Below are 24,983 nucleotides of genomic sequence, written 5' to 3' on the forward strand. Positions count from 1 at the left end.
GTAAGCAAATATTTTGAAGCGAAAAAACTACACATCCCCTGAAATTTCAGGGGATTTTTTTATTTCTTTAAAAAAATAGCAAACGTTTGCTTTAAAAGTGCGGTACAATACGCGCCAGTTTTTACTTTCATACAGGTGCAAAACGATGACACAACAACTCCCCACTCTAAGTCTAAAAAAAATCTATTCAGGTAAAGTACGCGATCTCTATGAAATCGATGATAAACGCATGCTAATGGTTGCTTCTGACCGCTTATCTGCGTTTGATGTTATTCTAGATGATCCCATTCCACGAAAAGGCGAAATCCTGACTCAAATTTCCAATTTTTGGTTTAACAAACTTGCTCACATTATGCCGAATCATTTCACTGGTGAGAGTGTTTATGATGTATTGCCAAAAGAAGAAGCTGATTTAATCAAAGATCGCGCTGTAGTTTGTAAACGTTTGAATCCCATTAAAATTGAATCTATCGTACGTGGCTATTTGACTGGCAGTGGTTTAAAAGATTACAAACAAACTGGAACCATCTGCGGATTAAAATTACCTGAAGGCTTAGTTGAAGCCAGTAAATTACCAGAACCTATTTTCACCCCATCAAGTAAAGAAGCCGTTGGCAATCATGATATAAATATCAGCTATGCAGAATGTGAAAAACTCATCGGGGCTGATTTAGCCGCACAAGTAAAAGAAAAAGCAATCGCACTTTATACTGCTGCTGCAGAATATGCACTGACTAAAGGCATAATTATTTGCGACACAAAATTTGAATTTGGTTTAGATGAAAATGGCACGCTCACCTTAATGGATGAAGTATTAACCCCTGATTCTAGCCGTTTTTGGTCTATCGATACTTACCAAGAAGGGATTAATCCGCCATCATTCGATAAACAATTTGTACGCGATTGGTTAGAAAATAGCGGCTGGAACAAACAAGCTCCCGCACCGAAAGTACCAGAAAATATTATTCAGAAAACGGTTGATAAATATCAGGAAGCACTGGATTTATTAACAAAATAGAGATCAAAATCCCTGCTATTTACAGCGGGGATTTTTATGCATGATGACAACTAAAGATTTTCAGCCTTAATATATAAAAGGCTAGACAAACATAAAAAGTGCGGTTATATTTAAGTGACTTTTTATTCAAATAAAATGATTAATTATGCAATCTAATTTATAAACAAGGAAAAGATATGTCAAATACAATTCTACAACATTTACCTGAAGGGCAAAAAGTCGGTATCGCGTTCTCTGGCGGATTAGACACCAGCGCTGCATTACTTTGGATGCGTCAAAAAGGTGCAGTACCTTATGCATACACCGCCAATTTAGGTCAACCTGATGAAGATGATTACAGCGCAATCCCTAAAAAAGCAATGGCATATGGTGCAGAAAATGCTCGCTTAATTGATTGTCGTTCTCAACTTGCTCATGAAGGCATTGCGGCAATTCAATGCGGTGCATTCCATATTTCAACAGGCGGAATTCCTTACTTCAATACGACTCCACTTGGTCGCGCAGTAACCGGCACAATGCTCGTTGCGGCAATGAAAGAAGACGATGTGAATATTTGGGGCGATGGCTCTACATTCAAAGGGAATGACATCGAACGTTTCTATCGTTATGGTTTATTAACAAACCCGAATTTAAAAATCTATAAACCTTGGTTAGATCCACAGTTTATTGAAGAACTCGGCGGTCGTTTCGAAATGTCTCAATTTCTTATCGAAAATGGTTTTGACTATAAGATGTCCGTTGAAAAAGCCTATTCGACCGATTCCAATATGCTGGGTGCAACCCATGAAGCAAAAGACTTAGAGCAATTAAGCACAGGCATGAAAATTGTTAAACCAATTATGGGTGTCGCATTTTGGGATGACAAGGTAGAAATTAAACCAGAAACAGTAACTGTCACGTTTGAAGAAGGCGTCCCTGTCGCATTAAATGGTAAACGTTTTGATAATGCTGTTGATATTATTCTAGAAGCCAATCGTATCGGTGGGCGTCATGGTTTAGGAATGTCAGACCAAATCGAAAACCGTATTATTGAAGCCAAATCTCGTGGTATTTATGAAGCACCAGGAATGGCATTATTGCATATCGCTTACGAACGTTTAGTAACTGGTATTCACAATGAAGATACCATCGAACAATATCGTATTAATGGTATCCGTTTAGGCCGTTTGTTATATCAAGGTCGTTGGTTTGATCCACAAGCATTAATGCTGCGTGAAACAGCACAACGTTGGGTGGCAAAAGCAATTACGGGTACAGTAACCCTTGAACTTCGTCGTGGTAACGACTTCACTATCTTAAATACCGAATCACCAAACTTAACCTACGAAGCAGAGCGTTTAAGTATGGAAAAAGTGGAAGATGCACCATTTGATCCAATTGATCGTATCGGTCAATTAACTATGCGTAATTTAGATGTATCGGACACCCGAGGTAAACTTGGCATCTATGCACAAACAGGTTTATTAAGCGCAATTAAAGATTCAGTCTTGCCACAATTAGGCAAGAAATAAGATAAAAGTGAGGTAAAAACTGACCGCACTTTTCCGCTTATAAAAATGGCTACTTCATGTAGCCATTTTTTATTCACCCATCTTTTCTAATTCACCTTGAGAAAATGCTTGCAGCTTATGGATTTCATTTTTCGCTTTGTCAGAAAGCACTTTATTATCCTTTAGCATCTGCTCTGAACGGGCCATAATAAAACGTAAATAATCATAGTTTTGCGTCTTTTCAAATAAAGCCTTTGCTTGATACATATCAGCAAAATCCTTATTTGCTTGGGTAAGTAACATCTTTTGCCCAACTAAAACAATTAGTGCTAATGCCAATGCAATGACAGTGCCATAGCCATTTGTTGGATAATAAAGCAACCCACCTATAACAAATAATCCTGAAACAAGTCGAGAGCTGTTTTTAATATAAGTTTCACTGGGTGGAGCTTGGATAAGTTCAGATAATTTCATTCAAATTCACCATAAAAAATAAGGGCGTTATCATCGCCCTTATTATTAACTTTCGCAAGGATTATGCAAGAATACCAGCCCAGTAACCTAAAATCCCTACACCAAATAAACCAAAGATAATCACCATTGCATTCACTTTTTTACGTAATAAATACATACATAAGAAAGTCAGTAATAAGGCTAATAAACCTGGAAGTAGATCATTTAATACGCCTTGCAAGGTGACCACAACTTCTTCACCTAATTGGTTTTTATAGCGTGTAAGTTCTAATGGGACATTAATACTTGTCCATTTAGAAACAAGCGAGCCCATGACAAAGAGACCAAGAATAGAAGCCCCTTGAGTGATTTTTTGCAAACGTCCACCACCCATATCAGAGACGATTTCTGTGCCTTTTTCATAACCATATTTGAAACCATACCAGCGCGTAACAGCACGGATCACATTGATTAAGATAAAAAACAATAATGGACCTAAAATGCTACTGGTTAAGGCAATTCCAGCACCAAGTGCGGCTAAAACTGGACGTAAAGTTCCCCAGAAAATAGGATCGCCCACACCAGCTAGTGGCCCCATAAGTCCGACTTTTACACCGCTAATTGCTGCATCATCCACATCTTTTGCACCATTCGCGCGCTCTTGTTCCATTGCGGCAGTCACGCCCATAATTGCAGACCCTACCCAAGGTTGAGTATTAAAAAATTCAAGATGGCGTTTAAGTGCTGCAGCTTGATCTTCTTTTTTGCTATATAGGCGTTTGATTGTTGGGATCATCGAAACACAAAATCCCATTGATTGCATACGTTCAAAGTTAAATGAACCTAAAAGGAACGTTGAACGGAAATAAGTACTTAAAATATCACCCTTGGTAAGAGTTACTTTTTGTTCTGACATAATGCGCTCCTTATAGACCTTCTAATTCGTTATCAGCAAGTTTTCTTTTGCTTGCCACTGGCATTGCGACCTGGTTAAAACGCGGATTTAATTGGATATAAAGCATTGCTAAACAAGTACCAAGAATACCCAATCCAACTAAGTTGTAATTAGTAAAGGAAGCAATAACAAAACCAAGGAAGAAGAATGGCATTAATGCACCTGCGCGCATCATATTAATCACCATTGCATAACCCACTACGACGATAAATCCACCCGCAATTTGTAAGCCACGAGTAATCACTTCAGGAATTGCATCTAATGCGCTAGTTACAGCATCTGTACCTGCGACCAAACCAACTGCTAATGCTGGAATTGCAACACGCAATGCTTGTAAGGAAAGCCCTGCAAAATGGCAAAGTTCAATCCCACGGAAATTAGCTTGCTCAGCAAATTTATCCGCTTTATGTTGTAAGAAGATCGTTAGTGTACGTACGAAAATAGTAAGCACTTGACCTGCAGCAGCAACTGGTACCGCGATAGCAATCGCCGTACCCACAGATTGACCGCCTTTAATAACAAGAATCGCGGAGATCACACTAGCAAGTGCTGCATCTGGCGCCATAGCAGCTCCAACGTTCATCCAACCTAGCGCGATCATTTCTAATGTACCGCCAAGGATAATACCGGTTTCAAGATCGCCTAATACCAAGCCAATCATCGTACAAGCAAAAAGTGGACGGTGGGTTTGGCGCTCATCTAATACGCTCCCCATACCGCAAATTGCCGCGACAAGCACGACTAAAATGAGTTCCATTGTTGACATAAAATGCGCTCCTAGAATTTAATTGAATCAAATTTTTCGCGAGTAAGTTCAACAGGCTTATTCACAGCCACTTTTTGAAGGGAAAGCTTCACGCCCATATCAAGTAATTTTTTGAATGCAGCGACATTAGATGGATTCACTGTGACTGCATCAGAAAGCTGTTTATTGCCTTCTTTATGCGTCATTCCACCCACGTTAATGGTATCAATACGCAAACCACCTTCGATTAAACGCACTGCATCTTCAGGCTTGGTTACAAGCATTAAAATATTACGGCTCGCATATTTTGGATTGTTGTAAACCTTAATCGCTTTATCCACAGGAATTACATAGGCTTTCAAATGTGGCGGAGCAATTTGAAGAAGCAATTCCTTACGCAATTCATCATTTGCCACTTCATCACTAATAGCAAAAATGGCTTCGCATTTCACTGCTTTTGCCCAAGAAGTAGCGACTTGACCATGAATTAAACGATCATCAATACGCAGTAAGTTGACACTCATACGTCCATTAGGATCGTATTGAGTATTATCTTCTTCGCTTTCTTGTTCTTCTTTTGCTTCCTCTTTTAGAGTTTCAGGTTGAGCGAAAGAGGCAATGTCATCTGGTTTCCGATAACTTTTCACTGCCATTACGCCAACTTCCTTGGCGACATCAGCAAGTGCTTCCGCTGATTTTGCATCATCCTTGGCATCTAATACTTCTAATAACATTGGTAAACTTACGCCAGTGACAATATCGTCTTGAGGGCGTTTTGCCGCTACTCGGGCTGCCGCGTTATACGGGCTACCACCAAATAAATCTACCAAAAATAACACGCTATCTGATGGCGAGCATTCAGCAATAATAGCCTCATACTTTTCCACCAAAGTGTCTTGCCCTTCTCCTGGAACGAATGTTACACCGTGGAGTCCTTCCACCTCACCGAACACCATTTCAGAAGAATTGACCAACTCAGCAGCAAGCTTGCCGTGAGCTGCAACGATTACTTGAATCATTGGATACTCCTAAGGTTGAAATAAATCGTCAAAAGCATAGAGTAAACAGTTGCCTAACTCAAGATAATTATAAGTGCTTGTACCATTAAAATTGACATACATCAATTATTTAGAACACAAAAAGGTATTGTAAACAGGATAATTTGGTATGCTTTATGCTTAATTACACTTCATAACTTTTGGATAAAAAGTGCGGTGTAAACTAAGAAAGTTTTTAAAAAGAAAAAACCGATTTTCAATCACTGAAAACCGGTTTAAAGAAGAACAATTTTATTGAACGATTTCGCCGACAATACTGCGCGTTAATTCTTTCACTTCCGTAAGTTTCACTTTCACAATATCACCTATTTTGTAAATACACTCACCTTTAATATAAAGGGCAATCTCATCAGAATTTACCTGCATTTCGTCTTTATTATTATGTAAAGTTGAAGCAGGTATAAACATTGAGGCGCCATTTTCTAATAATTGCACACGTAATCCACCACGCATCGCATCTTGCACCTCTGCATCAAATTCAGCATTTTCTGCGACTTTATCAGCAAGATAGCGACAATATAACCAGTCTGCGATATCACGTTCAACCAAGCGATTTTGGCGGCGTGCTTCTTGTAAACGGGCCAGCACCTCATCTTGTGGCTTATTACAAGTTTGTTGTGTCAATACTGCTTTAATTAAACGATGGTTCACCATATCAGAATATTTACGAATTGGAGATGTCCATGTCGCATACCCTTCTAAACCAAGACCAAAGTGCGGTGCTAATTCCGATTTAAATTCAGCGAAAGTTAAATAACGACGTAAACGGAATTCTAAATAATCGCCTTCAATCGGTTCAATATCGTGGCGCATTTGGCAATAACCGTTTAATGTTGCCAAATTTTCTACCGAATAACGCTCCGCAAGTTCAGCTTGGTTTTGTTCATTGGCTAAATTTGCCATTAAGAAATTGTGCGCATTCTCTAAGAATTTCTTATCAAAACCGCTATGCGTATTGAAAATACCAGTTTGTGCTTGTTCGTCTAAGAATTGTGCAGCACAGATATTGGCAATAATCATGGATTCTTCCACAATTTGATTTGCAATACGACGATATTCTGCTTTGATTTCTGCCACTTTGCCATTTTCAGCGAGCACAAAAGAATAATCCGGTTTTTCTTTAAATAACAAAGAATGAGTCTTACGCCATTGAATGCGTGCTCTAGTAAATTGATGTAACCAATTAATTTGTTGTGTAATTTCTGATGTTTCGGGCTGCCATGCGTTATCTGCCTGTTCTAAATAATCCGACACTTTGTTGTAAGCCAATTTCGCTTTAGATTGAATATAAGCCGAAACAAAATGCGGTTTAGCCGTGATATTGCCTTCAAGATCCGTTTCGATATAACAAACAAGGGCTGGACGCGTTTCATTTGCGATTAACGAACATAATTCATCAGATAATTCGCGTGGCAACATTGGGATGTTAAAGCCTGGTAAATAATTGGTGAAACAACGCTGTTTCGCATCTTTTTCAATTTGAGAATCTAATGCAATATAAGCGGTTGGATCCGCAATCGCGACAACTAATTTCCAACCTGTTTGTTCACCATTTTGTTCGATAGGCTCGATATATAAGGCATCGTCCATATCCATTGTGCTTTCAGAGTCAATCGTGACAAAATGAAGTGCGGTCAGATCTTCGCGAGTTTGTTGATCTAACATCTCATAACTTTCTGCACCTTGCACAGGATGACGAGATTGCTCATGACGTGCCAATGTGACCCACCAAGGGGCTAATTCATCATCAGCACGGCAGATAAATTGATTAATGGTGGCATAGAAAAAGCGATCATCACGTAGTGGGTGTGTTTTTAAATTTGCTACAACCCAGTCGCCTTCTTGTAATTCTTCTTTGACGGATTTAGCTTGTTGCGCGCCAATGGGTTGGTTGATACTTGGGTGATCAACCAAAACTTGCAATTTTTTGTCTTTATTGAACCGCACTTTGGCAATAAAGCGCGTGAGCATTGGCTCAATTAATTCTTCAGGTTCAGCTTGCTCTTTATCGCCTTGTTTTTCGATGGTGGCTTTAATTTTGTCACCGTGCATCACTTTTTTCATTGCAGGTGGGGCAATAAAGTAGCTTTTTTTATCGCACTCTAAAAAACCATAAGCTTTATCAGTACGTTTTACCACGCCTTCAACGTGTTCTTTGCTATCGTGGATTTGTTGCTTAAGTTGTGCGAGTAATGGATTATCTTGGAACATAGTTATATTTAAAAAAAGAGAAAAGGCAGACTGAAAAGCCTGCCTAAAAAATAGATTGTACGAAAAATTATTCTTCGCCTAATTCGCCCATTGCAGTGATGCTGAAACCTGCATCTACGTGAACGATTTCACCAGTGATACCCGATGCTAAATCAGAGCATAAGAATGCTGCTGAGTTACCCACATCTTCGATAGTAACAGTGCGGTGTAACGCTGCAGTTTTCTCAAATGCAGAAAGCATTTTCTTTAAGTTTTTAATACCTGATGCTGCTAAAGTACGGATAGGACCAGCAGAGATCGCATTCACACGAATACCTTCTTTACCTAAATCCGCTGCCATTACGCGAGTTGCCGCTTCAAGAGACGCTTTCGCTAAACACATGACGTTGTAGTTAGGAATTGCGCGTTCTGCACCTAAGTAAGAAAGGGTTAATAACGCCGCATTTGGATTTAAGTAAGGACGTGCCGCTTGTGCCATTGCAACGAAGCTGAAAGCACTGATGTCGTGAGCAATACGGTAGCCTTCACGAGTTGCTGCGTTTACGTAATCGCCATCTAATTGATCGCCAGGTGCGAATGCGATAGCGTGTACGAAACCATCAAATTTTTCCCAACGTTTGCTTAATTCTGCAAAGCAGTTTTGGATGCTTTCATCGGTTGCCACATCTAAAGGAAGCACGATATCAGAACCAAATTCTTTAGCAAATTCTTCTACGCGCGGTTGTAATTTATCGTTTAAATAAGTGAAAGCAAGTTCTGCACCTTGTTCTTTCATTGATTTTGCGATCCCATAAGCGATAGAACGATTGCTTGCAAGACCGGTGACTAAAATGCGTTTACCTGTTAAGAAACCCATAATTTTTCCTATATTGTTAGCGTAAAAAACTTGCGTAGTATAAGCGAAAATTTGTCTTTGTACAAGCAGACCAATTTTTCTAATAAAACCAACCGCACTTTATTTACAAATTCGTTTGAGCAAAAACCTAAAATCAGCGAAAATAGCCCACATTTTTAATTGAATGAAGAAGAAACAATGAGTTATCCATTAGAAGAAGTTAATAAACGTCGCACTTTTGCAATTATTTCCCACCCCGATGCAGGTAAAACAACCATCACCGAAAAAGTACTTTTATACGGAAATGCGATTCAAACTGCAGGTTCTGTAAAAGGCAAAGGCTCGACTGCGCATGCCAAATCCGACTGGATGGAAATGGAAAAACAACGTGGGATTTCGATTACCACTTCCGTAATGCAGTTTCCTTATAATGATTGCTTGGTGAACTTACTTGATACTCCGGGGCACGAAGATTTCTCTGAAGATACTTACCGCACTTTAACTGCTGTGGACAGCTGTTTAATGGTTATCGACTCCGCAAAAGGGGTTGAGGAACGTACAATTAAACTAATGGAAGTAACTCGCTTACGTGATACGCCAATCATCACCTTCATGAACAAACTCGACCGCGATATTCGCGATCCAATGGAATTGTTAGATGAAGTGGAAAATATTCTGAAAATTCGTTGTGCGCCAATTACATGGCCGATTGGTTGCGGAAAATTATTTAAAGGCGTTTATCATATCGCTAAAGATGAAACCTATCTTTATCAATCCGGTCAAGGCTCAACCATTCAAGAAGTTCGCATTGTGAAAGGTTTAAATAGCCCTGAATTAGATGCCGCTGTTGGCGATGATTTAGCACAACAACTTCGCGATGAATTGGAATTAGTGCAAGGCGCAAGTAACGAATTTGAACATGATGCCTTCATTAAAGGAGAACTTACGCCTGTATTTTTCGGAACAGCATTAGGTAACTTCGGGGTGGATCATTTCCTTGATGGTTTAACACAATGGGCGCCAAAACCACAATCTCGTCAAGCTGATACAAGAACAGTCGAAAGTTCAGAAGAAAAATTCTCTGGTTTCGTATTTAAAATTCAAGCTAATATGGATCCAAAACACCGCGACAGAGTTGCCTTTATGCGCGTCGTTTCAGGCAAATATGAAAAAGGCATGAAACTAAAACATGTTCGAATTGGCAAAGATGTGGTGATTTCTGATGCCTTAACCTTTATGGCAGGCGACCGTGCTCACGCCGAAGAAGCTTACGCAGGTGATATTATTGGTTTACATAATCATGGTACGATCCAAATTGGCGACACCTTTACGCAAGGTGAAACCTTGAAATTTACCGGTATTCCAAACTTTGCGCCTGAGCTATTCCGCCGTATTCGCTTGAGAGATCCTCTCAAACAAAAACAATTACTTAAAGGTTTAGTACAACTTTCAGAAGAAGGGGCTGTTCAGGTATTTCGCCCATTAATGAATAACGATTTAATTGTAGGTGCGGTGGGTGTCTTGCAGTTTGATGTGGTGGTTTCTCGTCTAAAAACTGAATATAACGTAGAAGCGATTTATGAAAATGTGAACGTTGCAACCGCACGCTGGGTGGAATGTGCCGATGCGAAAAAATTCGAAGAATTTAAACGCAAAAATGAGCAAAATTTAGCTTTAGATGGTGGAGATAACTTAACCTATATTGCGCCAACAATGGTAAATCTGAATTTAGCTCAAGAACGTTATCCTGATGTCGTTTTTTACAAAACTCGTGAACATTAAAACGACATTAAAACGACAAAGTGCGGTGAAATTTCACCGCACTTTTCCAGAAAAAAGCGTTGAAATTTAATTCAACGCTTTTCTTTTATTTAGAGACTTTTTCTTGTCTTAATCGCCAAAGTTGATAAACATTCACAACGGCTAAAAATGCATTTAATAATGCAACAGGATAGGCGGCGATAATTACGCTATAGATAACAAATAAAATTGCTCCAATGCTGTTCACTATGCGTAAATGTACGATAGATTTAAACAAAAACGATACTGCAACAAAAAAGGTTGCGATATAACCCAATAATTCAACTAAATTCAATTCCATAATTCTGTTCTCTTCAATTAAAAATAAAAACGGGCGCCATGATAAAAGATTTTTAAAACAAGGAAAAGATCAGAAAAAAAAGCAACCGATTGCAAGCTGAAATTATTTTTTCTTATCAAAAATAAAGGTATTTTCACCATCATTAGTGCATAAAAAGCCGGAGACGAGTACGCACATCTAAATTTTGGGAGCTTATCCAATTTGGGGGAATTAGATAACATTAGCTCGCTCAACACGCACTTTGTTACCGGCTAAATTCTTTTAAGAATCCTGATGGTAATGCTATGAACAAGAAAGAAATTTAATAAAACGAGGTTCTATCTTTTATAATAACTAGAATTCCAATTTCTATTATTCTAGAAATTGGATTGATTATAAACTATGAAGTAACTTTAGATTCAAGAGGATTATAGAGAAATGAAAGTTATGATTTTATTCTAAATAAAGACAAGTTGTACTAAAAGCATATAGAAAAGCGTACCAACAGCAATAGATAGAAACATATTTTTCTTCCAAAAATGCAACCCTAGCACCACTATGCCTGCAAGAAAATCAGGGATACCATGATAACCAGTTAAAACATCAACATTCTTATAGCAATAAACTACAAGCATACCAAACATAGCTGGAGGTAAAACTTTCCCAAGATAGCGAATATATTGTGGAATCGGACGATTAGCTGGAAAGACAAAAAATGGTAATAAGCGCGTAAATTGTACAGTAAGCACACAAATTCCAATCGTCATAATCTGTTCTGTAAGTGTCATTTTAGCGACTCCAATTTTGTGTCTAATTTAGGTCCACGCATAGTTAGAATTAACCAGATACCAATTAATGTTGGAATTAAGAAATATTCTTTGCCTACAATTAGTAAAAAAGCGAATGCAATCCCTAAACCTAAGAGAGAACTTTCATGGGATTTTTCCTTTATCCAATTTTCTGCAAAAATGACTAAGAAAAGAGCTGTCATCGAGAATTCCACACCTTTTAAATCAAAAGGTAAAACAGAGCCAAATAAGTTACCCATTGCAGCACCAACCACCCAATAAATATGCAAATATAAGCTTACAAAAAACATATACCAACCTTTATCTAAGTGCGGTGGAATTTTTGCCATATAATTTAAAGAAAAAGATTCATCGACAAGGGTAGTAATTAAATACCAACGTTTATGACCAATGTGTACGCCATATTTTTCTAACATTGATATGCCATAGAAAATCTGACGAGTACTGATCATCAAGGTAATTAATAACACACTGATTGGAGAAAAAGGCGCGATAAGTGCTCCAGCAGCAATAAACTCAACAGAACCAGCATAAATAAGTAAAGCCATCAAAGTAGGATATAAAAATCCGAAACCTAGTGCCTTCATATAAATACCGTATGCCACACCAAGAAATAAAAATCCGGCAATCATTGGCGCACTATAAGGAAAAGCAGCTTTAGCCGCCGCACTAATCGGGTGAGACTGCTGATTTTGTTGAAAAAAATTCATTTATTACTTCTATAAATCTAAAACGGATAGCCCTGGTAAAGTTGAAAAACTTTGAGCTTTTACGGTTTGATAAAAATCTTCTAAATAAGAAAGGGATTCATCTTCTTTGCGAATAGCCGCATATAGATTGCTATATAAACCTTCTTTTGTGACTTTTCTTGCCACGACATAACCCTTTTCCAAATAAGGTAACGCAGCCCAATAAGGGATAGTCGCAATGCCACGACGACTCGCTACTAATTGAATCATAGCAATAGTCAATTCAGTTGTGCGGCGAGTAGGATTGATTCCTTTTGGTTTAAGCACTTTACGCAATAGATCTAACATATCATCAGGAACAGGGTAAGTTACCCAGGTTTCATCTGCAAAATCTTCCGCATCCCAAATGTCTTTTTCTGCTAAAGGGTGATCTTTTGAGCAAATTCCAACCATCTCATAAGAAAAGAGCGGTTTAAAAATTACATCATCATTATGCTCTACTTCTGATACTATCGCCCAATCTGCTCGGTGAGAAAGCAATAAACCAACAGGATCCGTATGAAAACCAGATACAATATCCAACTCAACTAGCCCCCAATGACGACGAAATTCGTCCATAGCTGGCATTAACCAATCAAAACAAGTATGACATTCAACAGCTATACGAAGTTGTCCCGCATCCCCATGTTTAACCCGAGCAAGATCACGCTCAGCATCTACGACTTTTGGCATCACTTCATTAGCAAGACGAATTAAACGCTCTCCCGCCGAAGTAAAACGAAGTGGATTACTTTTACGCTCAAACAAAGGCAAACCAAACTGTTCTTCTATTAATTTAATTTGGTGAGAAAGGGCTGATTGGGTTAGATATACTCGTTTTGCTGCTAAAGAAACGCTACCCGTCTCTTTTAAAGCCAGTAAAGTTTTAAGATGTCTAAATTCTAGAAAGGTTGGTTTCATTAATAATATTCATACACAATAGAAAATTAGATGATAGATATAATACCTTAAAATACGGAATATTCGAATTAATATTCTATAGAGAAAACAAAAACCCCATATCTTTCGACACGGGGTACTTCTGTTTTTACTTAATTTAGATATATATTTGGTAACCTGGCGGTGCCCTACTCTCACATGGGGAAGCCCCACACTACCATCGGCATTACAGCGTTTCACTTCTGAGTTCGGTATGGTGTCAGGTGGTTCCACCGCACTATCGCCGCCAGGATAATTCTTTGATAACGTTTATTTTAAATTCTATCTATGTTCTTCATTGGCCACAAGCTGAACGTTTAGTTAATTTCTTTTTCTTTCACTCTGTTTTCCAAAAACACTTGAGCGTTGTATAGTTAAGCCTCTCGGGCAATTAGTATGCGTTAGCTCAATGTATCACTACACTTACACACCGCACCTATCTACGTCTTAGTCTTAAACAACCCTTACAGATTTATAATCTGGGAGAACTCATCTCTTGGCAAGTTTCGTGCTTAGATGCTTTCAGCACTTATCTCTTCCGCACTTAGCTACCCGGCAATGCGTCTGGCGACACAACCGGAACACCAGTGGTGCGTCCACTCCGGTCCTCTCGTACTAGGAGCAGCCCCAACCAATTCTCCAACGCCCACGGCAGATAGGGACCGAACTGTCTCACGACGTTCTAAACCCAGCTCGCGTACCACTTTAAATGGCGAACAGCCATACCCTTGGGACCTACTTCAGCCCCAGGATGTGATGAGCCGACATCGAGGTGCCAAACACCGCCGTCGATATGAACTCTTGGGCGGTATCAGCCTGTTATCCCCGGAGTACCTTTTATCCGTTGAGCGATGGCCCTTCCATTCAGAACCACCGGATCACTATGACCTACTTTCGTACCTGCTCGACTTGTCTGTCTCGCAGTTAAGCTTGCTTATACCATTGCACTAACCTCACGATGTCCGACCGTGATTAGCAAACCTTCGTGCTCCTCCGTTACTCTTTGGGAGGAGACCGCCCCAGTCAAACTACCCACCAGACACTGTCCGAGACCGCGTTCCGCAATCTTCGTTAGAACATCAAACGTTAAAGGGTGGTATTTCAAGGACGACTCCATAATCACTGGCGTGACTACTTCTAAGTCTCCCACCTATCCTACACATCAAAATTCAATGTTCAGTGTCAAGCTATAGTAAAGGTTCACGGGGTCTTTCCGTCTAGCCGCGGGTACACCGCATCTTCACGGCGATTTCAATTTCACTGAGTCTCGGGTGGAGACAGCCTGGCCATCATTATGCCATTCGTGCAGGTCGGAACTTACCCGACAAGGAATTTCGCTACCTTAGGACCGTTATAGTTACGGCCGCCGTTTACTGGGGCTTCGATCAGGAGCTTCTCTTTCGATTACACCATCAATTAACCTTCCAGCACCGGGCAGGCATCACACCCTATACGTCCACTTTCGTGTTTGCAGAGTGCTGTGTTTTTAATAAACAGTTGCAGCCAGCTGGTATCTTCGACCGGTTCAACCTTCGCCCGCGAGGGACTACAATCTACGCCGGCGCACCTTCTCCCGAAGTTACGGTGCTATTTTGCCTAGTTCCTTCACCCGAGTTCTCTCAAGCGCCTGAGTATTCTCTACCTGACCACCTGTGTCGGTTTTCAGTACGGTTTAGATAAACCTGAAGCTTAGTGGCTTTTCCTGGAAGTGTGGTATCGGTTACTTCAGCTCCGTAGAGCCTCGTCATCATCTCTCAGTGTTTAATAGAAGTCCGGATTTGCCTAAACTTCCCACCTACCAACTTAAACGCACATATCCAACAGTGCGATAACCTAACCTGCTCCGTCCCCACATCGCAGTTTATCCAAGTACAGGAATATTAACCTGTTTCCCATCGACTACGCTTTTCAGCCTCGCCTTAGGGGCCGACTCACCCTGCCCCGATTAACGTTGGACAGGAACCCTTGGTCTTCCGGCGAACGGGTTTTTCACCCGTTTTATCGTTACTTATGTCAGCATTCGCACTTCTGATACGTCCAGCAGCCCTCTCGAGCCACCTTCATCCGCTTACAGAACGCTCCCCTACCCAACAGACTTACGTCTGATGCCGCAGCTTCGGTGCTATATTTGAGCCCCGTTACATCTTCCGCGCAGGCCGACTCGACTAGTGAGCTATTACGCTTTCTTTAAATGATGGCTGCTTCTAAGCCAACATCCTAGCTGTCTAAGCCTTCCCACTTCGTTTCCCACTTAATATAGACTTTGGGACCTTAGCTGGCGGTCTGGGTTGTTTCCCTCTCCACGACGGACGTTAGCACCCGCCGTGTGTCTCCTGAGTATCACTCTTTGGTATTCGTAGTTTGCATCGGGTTGGTAATCCGGGATGGACCCCTAGCCGAAACAGTGCTCTACCCCCAAAGGTGTCCGCTCAAGGCTCTACCTAAATAGATTTCGGGGAGAACCAGCTATCTCCCGGTTTGATTGGCCTTTCACCCCCAGCCACAAGTCATCCGCTAATTTTTCAACATTAGTCGGTTCGGTCCTCCAGTTAGTGTTACCCAACCTTCAACCTGCCCATGGCTAGATCACCGGGTTTCGGGTCTATACCTTGCAACTATTCGCCCAGTTAAGACTCGGTTTCCCTTCGGCTCCCCTATTCGGTTAACCTCGCTACAAAATATAAGTCGCTGACCCATTATACAAAAGGTACGCAGTCACCCTTTCAGGCTCCCACTGCTTGTACGTACAAGGTTTCAGGTTCTATTTCACTCCCCTCACCGGGGTTCTTTTCGCCTTTCCTTCACAGTACTGGTTCACTATCGGTCAATCAGGAGTATTTAGCCTTGGAGGATGGTCCCCCCATCTTCAAACAGGATATCACGTGTCCCGCCCTACTTATCGTTAACTTAGTACCACAGCCTGGATGTCGAGTACGGGGCTATCACCCTGTGTCGCTAAGCTTCCCAGCTTATTCCTCTATCTCTGCTGCTATCATTAACAGGCTCTTTCGCTTTCGCTCGCCGCTACTGACGAAATCTCGGTTGATTTCTTTTCCTCGGGGTACTTAGATGTTTCAGTTCTCCCGGTTTGCCTCACCTACCTATGTATTCAGTAAGTGATAGTAGATTCTTCATCTACTGGGTTTCCCCATTCGGATATCTTGGATTAAACGCCTCTTATCGACTCATCCAAGCTTTTCGCAGATTAGCACGTCCTTCTTCGCCTCTGATTGCCAAGGCATCCACCTTGTACGCTTAGTCACTTAACTATACAACCTCAAATGTTTTCAATCACTTTAAGTTTTCACTTGAAAGTGCGGTCAATTTGATGCGTATCTTCATTCAACTAAACACTTGATTGCTTTTGTTCAATCAAGATTTTATGCAAAACAGGTTTTATTTTTAGATTTCCCTTTTCAGTTCCCTCTTTCACTTTCCTGCCTTGCCTACTCAGACTTTCTCTCGAAAATCTCTTGTTTTCAGCTTGTTTCCAATTTTTTAAAGAACAGTAAGATAATCTAACAAAGTTATCTTTAATTGGCGTCCCCACGGGGATTCGAACCCCGGTTACCGCCGTGAAAGGGCGATGTCCTAGGCCTCTAGACGATGGGGACATCAATTAAAGATACTCTATCTTATTCTTATCTTTCAACGTTGCTTTCGCTTCGTTTCAAATCTTGTCTACAACAATCAGCCAATCTGTGTGAGCACTCGCTGTCTCTCGTCTTTGGTAAGGAGGTGATCCAACCGCAGGTTCCCCTACGGTTACCTTGTTACGACTTCACCCCAGTCATGAATCATACCGTGGTAAACGCCCTCCAAAAGGTTAAGCTATCTACTTCTGGTACAACCCACTCCCATGGTGTGACGGGCGGTGTGTACAAGGCCCGGGAACGTATTCACCGCGACATTCTGATTCGCGATTACTAGCGATTCCGACTTCATGGAGTCGAGTTGCAGACTCCAATCCGGACTTAGACGTACTTTCTGAGATTCGCTCCACCTCGCAGTTTCGCCACCCTCTGTATACGCCATTGTAGCACGTGTGTAGCCCTACTCGTAAGGGCCATGATGACTTGACGTCATCCCCACCTTCCTCCAGTTTATCACTGGCAGTCTCCTTTGAGTTCCCGACCAAATCGCTGGCAACAAAGGATAAGGGTTGCGCTCGTTGCGGGACTTAACCCAACATTTCACAACACGAGCTGACGACAGCCATGCAGCACCTGTCTCATGGTTCCCGAAGGCACTCCCGTATCTCTACAGGATTCCATGGATGTCAAGAGTAGGTAAGGTTCTTCGCGTTGCATCGAATTAAACCACATGCTCCACCGCTTGTGCGGGCCCCCGTCAATTCATTTGAGTTTTAACCTTGCGGCCGTACTCCCCAGGCGGTCGATTTATCACGTTAGCTACGGGCACCAAGCTTTAAGCCCAATCCCCAAATCGACAGCGTTTACAGCGTGGACTACCAGGGTATCTAATCCTGTTTGCTCCCCACGCTTTCGCACATGAGCGTCAGTACATTCCCAAGGGGCTGCCTTCGCCTTCGGTATTCCTCCACATCTCTACGCATTTCACCGCTACACGTGGAATTCTACCCCTCCCTAAAGTACTCTAGTTACCCAGTCTGAAATGCAATTCCCAGGTTAAGCCCGGGGCTTTCACACCTCACTTAAATAACCGCCTGCGTGCCCTTTACGCCCAGTTATTCCGATTAACGCTCGCACCCTCCGTATTACCGCGGCTGCTGGCACGGAGTTAGCCGGTGCTTCTTCTGTATTTAACGTCAATGATGTCTACTATTAGCACACATCCCTTCCTCAATACCGAAAGAACTTTACAACCCGAAGGCCTTCTTCATTCACGCGGCATGGCTGCGTCAGGGTTCCCCCCATTGCGCAATATTCCCCACTGCTGCCTCCCGTAGGAGTCTGGACCGTGTCTCAGTTCCAGTGTGGCTGGTCATCCTCTCAGACCAGCTAGAGATCGTCGGCTTGGTAGGCCTTTACCCCACCAACTACCTAATCCCACTTGGGCTCATCTTATGGCATGTGGCCCGAAGGTCCCACACTTTAATCTTTCGATATTACGCGGTATTAGCTACAGTTTCCCGTAGTTATCCCCCTCCATAAGCCAGATTCCCAAGCATTACTCACCCGTCCGCCACTCGTCAGCAAGAAAGCAAGCTTTCTCCTGCTACCGTTCGACTTGCATGTGTTAAGCCTGCCGCCAGCGTTCAATCTGAGCCATGATCAAACTCTTCAATTCAAGTTCAATCGCTCAATACTGCTGACATAAAATGTCACTACTTAAAAAGTATAATGAATTTCTAGTTAGCACCTATTAAGACTTCAAAATTAAAAAATATTTTTAAAACAAGTCAATCAACAAGTGCCCACACAGATTGTCTGATATATTGTTAAAGAGCAAAAAACAACGACGCACGTGTAAACTTAAATACTTCACAACAGTGCGTCGTTGTGTGCGGTGCATTATAGAGATTTTCAAAACCCTTGCAAGTACTTTTTTGTAAAAATATTTAAAAAAATGCTCTTTTAAATAAAGTTAATACAAAAAGGGCTATTTAACATCAATTTTAGTCTGTTTTTATTACATCTAAAGATTCAAATCCCCATAGATGTAAAGCTTTTTTAAATTGAGATTCTTCTGGAAAATGCTCTGTACAAAACATTTGATTATGTTTTTCACCTTGATCTCGTACACATTTACCATCTAATAAATATTTTATCCGCTTAGCGATCGCCGCGCCAGGCTCCATAAAATATTTAATTTGTGGCAAGCACAACTGAATTTCCTCTTTGATGAGTGGAAAATGAGTACAACCTAAAACTAATGTATCTAAATCTGCCATATCTGCCCACGGAGATAACTCATCTTTTAAACTAATTAGATCAACGGAATGACCACGAATTTTTTGCTCCGCAATTTCTACTAATTTTGTGGTTCCCAATCTCTCAACAACACAATCTTGCGCAAATTTATCAATTAAATCATCTACATAATGACGTTTTACCGTACCCTTTGTAGCTAATAAACCAATATGTTTTGTCTTTGTCATTTCTGATGCAGGTTTAATAGCGGGTACAGTCCCAATGATAGGAATATCAAAAGCAGCTCGCAAAGGAGGAAGCACAACTGTACTCGCTGTATTGCAAGCTATCACGATTGCATCTAATGGATAACGTTGATTAATAAGTTGGCAAACCGCTAAAGTGCGGTGAATAATACTTTCTTCTTTGCGTTCTGAATAAGGGAAATAGGCATTATCAAAACAATAGAGATAATGCCAATTGGGTAATAATTTTTTAGCTTCACGATATACGCTAAACCCCCCCACTCCAGAATCAAAAAAGAGAACAGTTGGGCGTTTTTCTTTTTTATCCATTTAAAACTCTTTGAAAATTGACCGCACTTTTAAGCGTTCGAGTAAATCTCTTTATTATTTAACCAACGACGAATCAGACTTTCTGCTAGATCCGGGTATTTTTGGATAAGCGATTTCGCATAAAATTGCACCGTTGGTATCATTTTTCTATCTCGCATTAAATTTGCTATTCGCAATTCAGCAATGCCCGTTTGTTTAGTTCCAAGTACTTCACCAGGCCCGCGAATTTCTAAATCTTTTTCAGAAATAACAAATCCATCTTGGCTATCTCGTAGCACTTGTAAACGTTTTTGCGAAACTTTACCGAGCGGAGGTTTATACATTAGTACACAAAAAGAAGCCGTGCTGCCTCGACCGACACGCCCTCGTAACTGATGAAGTTGCGATAAACCTAAACGCTCTGCATTTTCGATAATCATCAAGCTAGCATTCGGAACATCAACACCTACTTCGATCACTGTCGTTGCCACCAATAAATCCAATTCTGCATTTTTAAAACACATCATGACATCTTGTTTTTCTTGTGGTTTCATCCGCCCGTGCACTAACCCAATATTTAACATAGGTAATGCTTTCGTTAAATCTTCCCAAATCGCTTCAGCAGCTTGAGCTTCTAAAACCTCTGATTCATCAATTAACGTACACACCCAATAAGCTTGGCGTTTTTCATTAACACAAGCGTTTTTTACACGTATCACAATTTCAGCCCGACGTTCTTCAGAAACCACTACGGTTGTTATCGGCGTACGTCCTGGAGGCAATTCATCAATAATTGATGTATCCAAATCGGCATAGACGGTCATTGCCAACGTTCTTGGTATCGGAGTGGCCGTCATAATTAACTGATGGGGATAAAATCCTGCTTTTTCGCCCTTCTCTCGCAACATTAATCGTTGATGCACCCCAAAACGGTGTTGTTCATCAATAATCACTAATGCTAAGTCGGAAAACTCCACTTCTTCTTGGAATAAAGCGTGCGTCCCCACCACCATTTGCACTGCTCCAGTTTTAATTTTTTCAAGCTCTGCTTGTCTTGATTTTCCTTTTACTTTACCGGCTAACCAACCAACTTCAATACCTAAAGGCTCAAACCAACGCCGAAAATTATTTGCGTGCTGTTCTGCAAGAATTTCTGTTGGTGCCATTAAGGCGACTTGTTTGCCATTATCAATTGCATTTAAAGCAGCCAGTGCGGCAACCAATGTTTTTCCCGAGCCCACATCCCCTTGCACTAAGCGCATCATCGGATAATCTTTGATAAGATCTTGTTCTATATCCGACACTACTCGCTTTTGCGCATTAGTGGGTTGAAATGGCAAGGTGGCTAAAAATCGCTGTTTCAAATCTGTTTGATAATGTAGCGGTAAGGCAGAAAATTGCTGCGTTCCTAACCGCACTTTTTGCATAGCTAAATTATGTGCCAACAGCTCTTCAAAGATTAATCGCTGTTGCGCAGGATGCTTACCTTGCTCTAACATTTCTAATGAAATATCTGGCGATGGACGATGCAATAATCTCAATGCCTCTTTTAAGCTATATTGATGTGGATTAAATTCATTAGGCAAAATTTCTGCAATCTGAACTTTGTCGAGCAATGCCAAAGCCTGATCCGTTAATTTTCGTAATGAATTTTGTTTGAGCCCTTCCGTCGTTGAATAAATCGGCGTTAGCGTTTCTTCCAATACAATACGCGCATTATCTCGCACAATTTGATATTCTGGATGATGAATTTCTGGCATGTGACGCCCACGTTTTACCTCTCCAAAGGCCTTTACTCGCACACCTGCTTGAAAACTATTACGCATTCCCGCATTAAAATTGAAAAAACGTAACATAATTTTCGATGTACCATCTGACAAACTCACAGACAGAATCGGGCGACGGCCAAAAGCGACCTCACAAGTTTGTACAATTCCTTCAATGGTAAAATATTGTTCGGGGCGGAGATTAGCGATTGGCGTAATTCGCGTCCGATCTTCATAGCGAATAGGTAAATGAAAGAGTAAATCTTGCAGGTTATGAATGCCGATTTTAGCCAGTTTATTAGAAATGGCCGCACCAACACCAGAGAGGCTGGTCAAAGGTACGGCATCGAGAAGTTCAAGGCTCATAGCTCATTAATATTGCGTTTGACATTAACGACGCCAGTGATGCCTTTAATACGATGAACAATATTGGCAAGGTGTTTGATATCTTTTACACAAACCTGCAAAATCACAAGCAATAAATTGTTCTCTAATTCTTCCGTCCAAATATTTTGAAGACTGCTTTCGCTCGCAGAAATTGCGGTCATTAAACTAAGCAAGGCATTCTGCTCATTCAATATTTCTATTTGTAATTCAGCCTCAAAATTCACCGCACTTTGAACATTATCCCATTTAGCCAACGATTGGCGACCAGCATTTTTCAAACTTGCACAATGTTGATGATGCACTACAACGGTGTTTTCTTGTGTACAACATCCCACAATGGGATCACCTGGGATTGGATGGCAACATTGAGCAAATTGTGTTTTACCCACTTGCATTGGTGCAATAGTGAGTATTTTTGATTCAAATTCAAAATTCTGAGTATTAGCAGATTCTAACGGCACGCCCACAAATTGATGCGCAATGATGAAGGCAGATTGATTGCCTAAACCAATTTCTCGTAATAATTCATCTAAAGAAGAAAGCGATAAAGCATCTAATACAGTTCTAATTTGTTGAATAGAAAAATCACCTAAATTATGAGGCTGTAATGCTGCATTAAGCTCAACTTCACCTAATTTCACTGCATCCTCTTCACAACGCTGTTTGAGATAATGGCGAATCCGTGTTTTCGCACGAGCAGTTACCACGAAATTTAACCATGCGGCTTCAGGATGGGCATTTGGATCGGTGATGATATTGACCGTTTGACCAGACTCAAGGGCTTGTGAAAGCGGATAAGGTTTACGCTCAACACTCACGCCAACACAAGTATTCCCCACATCTGAATGCACAGCATAAGCGAAATCCACGGCCGTTGCGCCCATTGGCAATTCAACAATTCGACCTTTTGGCGTAAAAACATAAATCTCTTTAGGAAAAAATTCTGATTTTACATTCTCAATAAACTCAAACGAATTACCTACACTTTGTTGAATTTCGACCAAACTTTGCAGCCAACGTTGCGCGCGAATTTGTGCGGTTGTACTGTCGTTTTTACCATTTTCTTTATAAACCCAATGAGCAGTAATGCCCATTTCGGCGACTTGTTCCATATCCTCTGTATGGATATGAACTTCTACGGGAACACCTTTCGGCCCAATCATTGAAGTTTGCAAAGATTGATAGCCATTTGCTTTAGGTACCGCGATATAATCCTTTACTCGGCCAGGGCGTGGCTTATAAAGATTATGCATTTGTCCCAAAACGCGATAACAATCATCAACATTTTTCACAATCACACGGAACGCATAAATATCCATAATAGAGTGGAATTCTTGATCCTTTATGCGCATTTTTTGATAGATCTTGTAAAGGTGTTTTTCACGCCCCCACACTCGGGCAAAAATTCCTGCGTTTTCTAACCGCACTTTAATCTCTTGTGAAATACGTTCGATTAAATCTTGTCGATTACTCCGCGCCACATCAATGAGTTTTTTCAACACCTCATAACGATGTGGATGCATTGCTTGAAAAGATAAGTCTTCTAATTCATTTTTGATATGCTCAATACCTAAACGATGAGCAAGCGGACAATAAATTTCAAGCGTTTCTTTCGCAATACGGCGGCGTTTATCTGGTCGTAACGAACCAAGCGTGCGCATATTATGCGTGCGGTCAGCAAGCTTGATTAACACAACACGAATATCACGCGTCATCGCCAAAATCATTTTGCGAAAATTCTCGACTTGTGCTTCTTGGCGAGTACGAAATTTCAACTTATCGAGTTTTGATACACCGTCCACGATTTCAGCCACACTGGCACCGAACTCTTCTTTCAGTTGTTCTTCCGTATAAGGTGTATCTTCAATAACATCGTGCAATAGCGCAGCCATTACCGCTTCGTGATCTAAGTGAAGTTGAGCAATAATGGAGGCTACCGCCACAGGATGGGTAATGTAAGGTTCGCCGCTGGAGCGAAATTGTCCTTCGTGCGCATCTCTTGCAATCACAAACGCACGCTTGATGAGTTCAATTTTATCTGCGGGCAAATACCCTTGAATAATTCGATCTAAATCCGCAAACAGTTCCAAAGGAGACCTACTTATCGTTGAAAGAGAAAGTGCGGTTAAAATATCGTGATTTTTTACCGCACTTTTAAAAGATTATTCTGTAATTAATGCAATAGCTGCTTCTTCCGTTTCTTGCACTTTCGCCATTTCTTGGAATTCTTGTGCATCCATAATATCTTGATTAATCAAACCTTTTTCGATTTCACGCAATGCGATTACTGTTGGTTTGTCATTATCTTCTGGCACTAACGGTGCACTTTGATTAAGTTGTAATTGTCTTGCACGACGAGCAGCCGTTAAAATTAAATCAAAACGGTTACCAATTTTTTCTACCGCATCTTGCACTGTAACACGAGCCATAATTTACTCCGATTTGTCAAAAATTACTCTATTGAAAGGGCGCTATAATACTCAATTTCGCCCTATTTTGCTAGTAGCTGTTGAATTAACATTGCATTTTGTTTTTGTTGATAATCTTTAGTTAAGCGTTCCGATTGCAAAATACTTTGCAAATCTTTTAATGCTTTCTCAAAATCATCATTCACAATGACATAATCATATTCGTCATAATGCGAAATTTCACTTATCGCTTTTGACATTCGTTCAGCGATAACCTCTTCACTATCTTGCCCACGACCAATTAAACGACGCTCTAATTCAGGCAATGAAGGCGGTAAAATAAAAATGCTTTTTACTGAAGGCACTTTTTTACGGATTTGTTGGGTGCCCTGCCAATCAATATCTAAAAATACATCAATGCCTTTTGCTAAATTTTCTTCAATCGCAGGTAAAGAGGTTCCATAATAATTGCCACCAAAAACTTTGGCATATTCTAGAAATAAATCTTGCTCAATGAGTGATTCAAACTCTTCTTTTGATACAAAATAATAGTGTACACCTTCAACTTCACCTGGACGTGGGGCACGTGTCGTATGTGATACAGACACCATTTTTTGAGTTGAGCTATCTAATGCCAATAACGCTGAAATTAATGAAGATTTTCCTGCACCACTTGGTGCAGATAAAATATAAAGATTACCTTGGGACATAGA

At 40.8% G+C, this 24,983-nt stretch carries 18 protein-coding genes, 1 tRNA gene and 3 rRNA genes; 3 read left to right on the forward strand and 19 right to left on the reverse strand.

From position 1 onward, the window contains the following. The first annotated feature begins 145 nt into the window (after positions 1-145). Both AC6H0J_RS07955 and argG read left to right on the forward strand, forming a co-directional pair. The gene (locus AC6H0J_RS07955) at positions 146-1,018 is read left to right on the forward strand and encodes a phosphoribosylaminoimidazolesuccinocarboxamide synthase (protein WP_005632612.1); all 873 of its coding nucleotides are present in this window, start codon (positions 146-148) and stop codon (positions 1,016-1,018) included. Between the two features lie 176 nt (positions 1,019-1,194). Further along, on the forward strand, positions 1,195-2,529 hold the full coding sequence (gene argG / locus AC6H0J_RS07960; RefSeq protein ID WP_005628389.1) for an argininosuccinate synthase: 1,335 nt from the start codon (positions 1,195-1,197) through the stop codon (positions 2,527-2,529). A gap of 69 nt (positions 2,530-2,598) precedes the next feature. Here the strand turns inward: argG and AC6H0J_RS07965 are convergent, their stop codons facing one another. The 6 genes from AC6H0J_RS07965 to AC6H0J_RS07990 all read right to left on the reverse strand — a co-directional run bounded on the left by AC6H0J_RS07965 (position 2,599) and on the right by AC6H0J_RS07990 (position 8,786). Beyond that, the gene (locus AC6H0J_RS07965) at positions 2,599-2,982 is read right to left on the reverse strand and encodes a hypothetical protein (RefSeq protein WP_032825702.1); all 384 of its coding nucleotides are present in this window, start codon (positions 2,980-2,982) and stop codon (positions 2,599-2,601) included. Positions 2,983-3,043: 61 nt separating this feature from the next. Continuing rightward, positions 3,044-3,877 (reverse strand): PTS mannose transporter subunit IID, encoded by an 834-nt coding sequence (manZ, locus tag AC6H0J_RS07970; RefSeq protein ID WP_005628387.1) that lies wholly within the window; start codon positions 3,875-3,877, stop codon positions 3,044-3,046. Between the two features lie 10 nt (positions 3,878-3,887). Then, positions 3,888-4,682 (reverse strand): PTS mannose/fructose/sorbose transporter subunit IIC, encoded by a 795-nt coding sequence (locus AC6H0J_RS07975; RefSeq protein ID WP_005628385.1) that lies wholly within the window; start codon positions 4,680-4,682, stop codon positions 3,888-3,890. Positions 4,683-4,693: 11 nt separating this feature from the next. Next, a complete protein-coding gene (locus AC6H0J_RS07980) occupies positions 4,694-5,680 on the reverse strand; it encodes a mannose/fructose/sorbose PTS transporter subunit IIA (RefSeq protein WP_046953545.1) in 987 nt (328 codons plus the stop codon). A 270-nt stretch (positions 5,681-5,950) separates the two neighbouring features. Next, the gene (gene rnb, locus AC6H0J_RS07985; protein ID WP_497513447.1) at positions 5,951-7,930 is read right to left on the reverse strand and encodes an exoribonuclease II; all 1,980 of its coding nucleotides are present in this window, start codon (positions 7,928-7,930) and stop codon (positions 5,951-5,953) included. A 67-nt stretch (positions 7,931-7,997) separates the two neighbouring features. Then, positions 7,998-8,786, reverse strand: a complete 789-nt coding sequence (locus AC6H0J_RS07990) for an enoyl-ACP reductase FabI (RefSeq protein WP_497513448.1) — start codon at positions 8,784-8,786, stop codon at positions 7,998-8,000. A 177-nt stretch (positions 8,787-8,963) separates the two neighbouring features. Between AC6H0J_RS07990 and prfC the strand changes: the two genes are divergently transcribed. Next, complete coding sequence (gene prfC / locus AC6H0J_RS07995) at positions 8,964-10,547, forward strand: peptide chain release factor 3 (protein ID WP_005644678.1); 1,584 nt, start codon at positions 8,964-8,966, stop codon at positions 10,545-10,547. A gap of 85 nt (positions 10,548-10,632) precedes the next feature. On the opposite strand, the gene AC6H0J_RS08000 is transcribed toward prfC, so the two are convergent. The 13 genes from AC6H0J_RS08000 to gmk form a co-directional block, all read right to left on the reverse strand. After that, on the reverse strand, positions 10,633-10,866 hold the full coding sequence (locus tag AC6H0J_RS08000; protein ID WP_005628380.1) for a YgjV family protein: 234 nt from the start codon (positions 10,864-10,866) through the stop codon (positions 10,633-10,635). A gap of 437 nt (positions 10,867-11,303) precedes the next feature. Further along, a complete protein-coding gene (locus AC6H0J_RS08005) occupies positions 11,304-11,633 on the reverse strand; it encodes a branched-chain amino acid transporter permease (protein WP_005629158.1) in 330 nt (109 codons plus the stop codon). Further along, positions 11,630-12,364 (reverse strand): azaleucine resistance protein AzlC, encoded by a 735-nt coding sequence (gene azlC, locus AC6H0J_RS08010; protein ID WP_497513450.1) that lies wholly within the window; start codon positions 12,362-12,364, stop codon positions 11,630-11,632. The genes AC6H0J_RS08005 and azlC overlap by 4 nt, the downstream gene beginning before the upstream one ends. A gap of 9 nt (positions 12,365-12,373) precedes the next feature. Next, positions 12,374-13,303 carry a LysR family transcriptional regulator gene (locus tag AC6H0J_RS08015; protein WP_005644704.1) on the reverse strand — a complete coding sequence of 310 codons (930 nt, stop codon included), beginning with the start codon at positions 13,301-13,303 and terminating at the stop codon, positions 12,374-12,376. A 154-nt stretch (positions 13,304-13,457) separates the two neighbouring features. After that, a 5S ribosomal RNA gene (gene rrf / locus AC6H0J_RS08020) occupies positions 13,458-13,573 on the reverse strand. Between the two features lie 118 nt (positions 13,574-13,691). After that, a 23S ribosomal RNA gene (locus tag AC6H0J_RS08025) occupies positions 13,692-16,590 on the reverse strand. Between the two features lie 269 nt (positions 16,591-16,859). Next, positions 16,860-16,935 (reverse strand) — tRNA-Glu (locus AC6H0J_RS08030). A gap of 117 nt (positions 16,936-17,052) precedes the next feature. Next, a 16S ribosomal RNA gene (locus tag AC6H0J_RS08035) occupies positions 17,053-18,592 on the reverse strand. Together the 16S, 23S and 5S rRNA genes with 1 tRNA gene alongside form the textbook arrangement of a ribosomal RNA operon. A gap of 328 nt (positions 18,593-18,920) precedes the next feature. After that, positions 18,921-19,730, reverse strand: a complete 810-nt coding sequence (gene murI / locus AC6H0J_RS08040) for a glutamate racemase (RefSeq protein WP_497513453.1) — start codon at positions 19,728-19,730, stop codon at positions 18,921-18,923. 29 nt (positions 19,731-19,759) lie between these two features. Continuing rightward, positions 19,760-21,841: an ATP-dependent DNA helicase RecG gene (recG, locus tag AC6H0J_RS08045; RefSeq protein WP_046953506.1), complete on the reverse strand. Its 2,082-nt coding sequence runs from the start codon at positions 21,839-21,841 to the stop codon at positions 19,760-19,762. Next, a complete protein-coding gene (gene spoT, locus AC6H0J_RS08050) occupies positions 21,838-23,952 on the reverse strand; it encodes a bifunctional GTP diphosphokinase/guanosine-3',5'-bis pyrophosphate 3'-pyrophosphohydrolase (protein ID WP_497513455.1) in 2,115 nt (704 codons plus the stop codon). The genes recG and spoT overlap by 4 nt, the downstream gene beginning before the upstream one ends. Positions 23,953-24,024: 72 nt before the next feature. Then, positions 24,025-24,291, reverse strand: a complete 267-nt coding sequence (gene rpoZ, locus AC6H0J_RS08055; RefSeq protein WP_046953508.1) for a DNA-directed RNA polymerase subunit omega — start codon at positions 24,289-24,291, stop codon at positions 24,025-24,027. Between the two features lie 62 nt (positions 24,292-24,353). After that, positions 24,354-24,980, reverse strand: a complete 627-nt coding sequence (gmk, locus tag AC6H0J_RS08060) for a guanylate kinase (RefSeq protein WP_118817441.1) — start codon at positions 24,978-24,980, stop codon at positions 24,354-24,356. Between the last annotated feature and the right edge of the window lie 3 nt (positions 24,981-24,983).

It is taken from the genome of Haemophilus sp. THUN1691 (assembly GCF_059704425.1).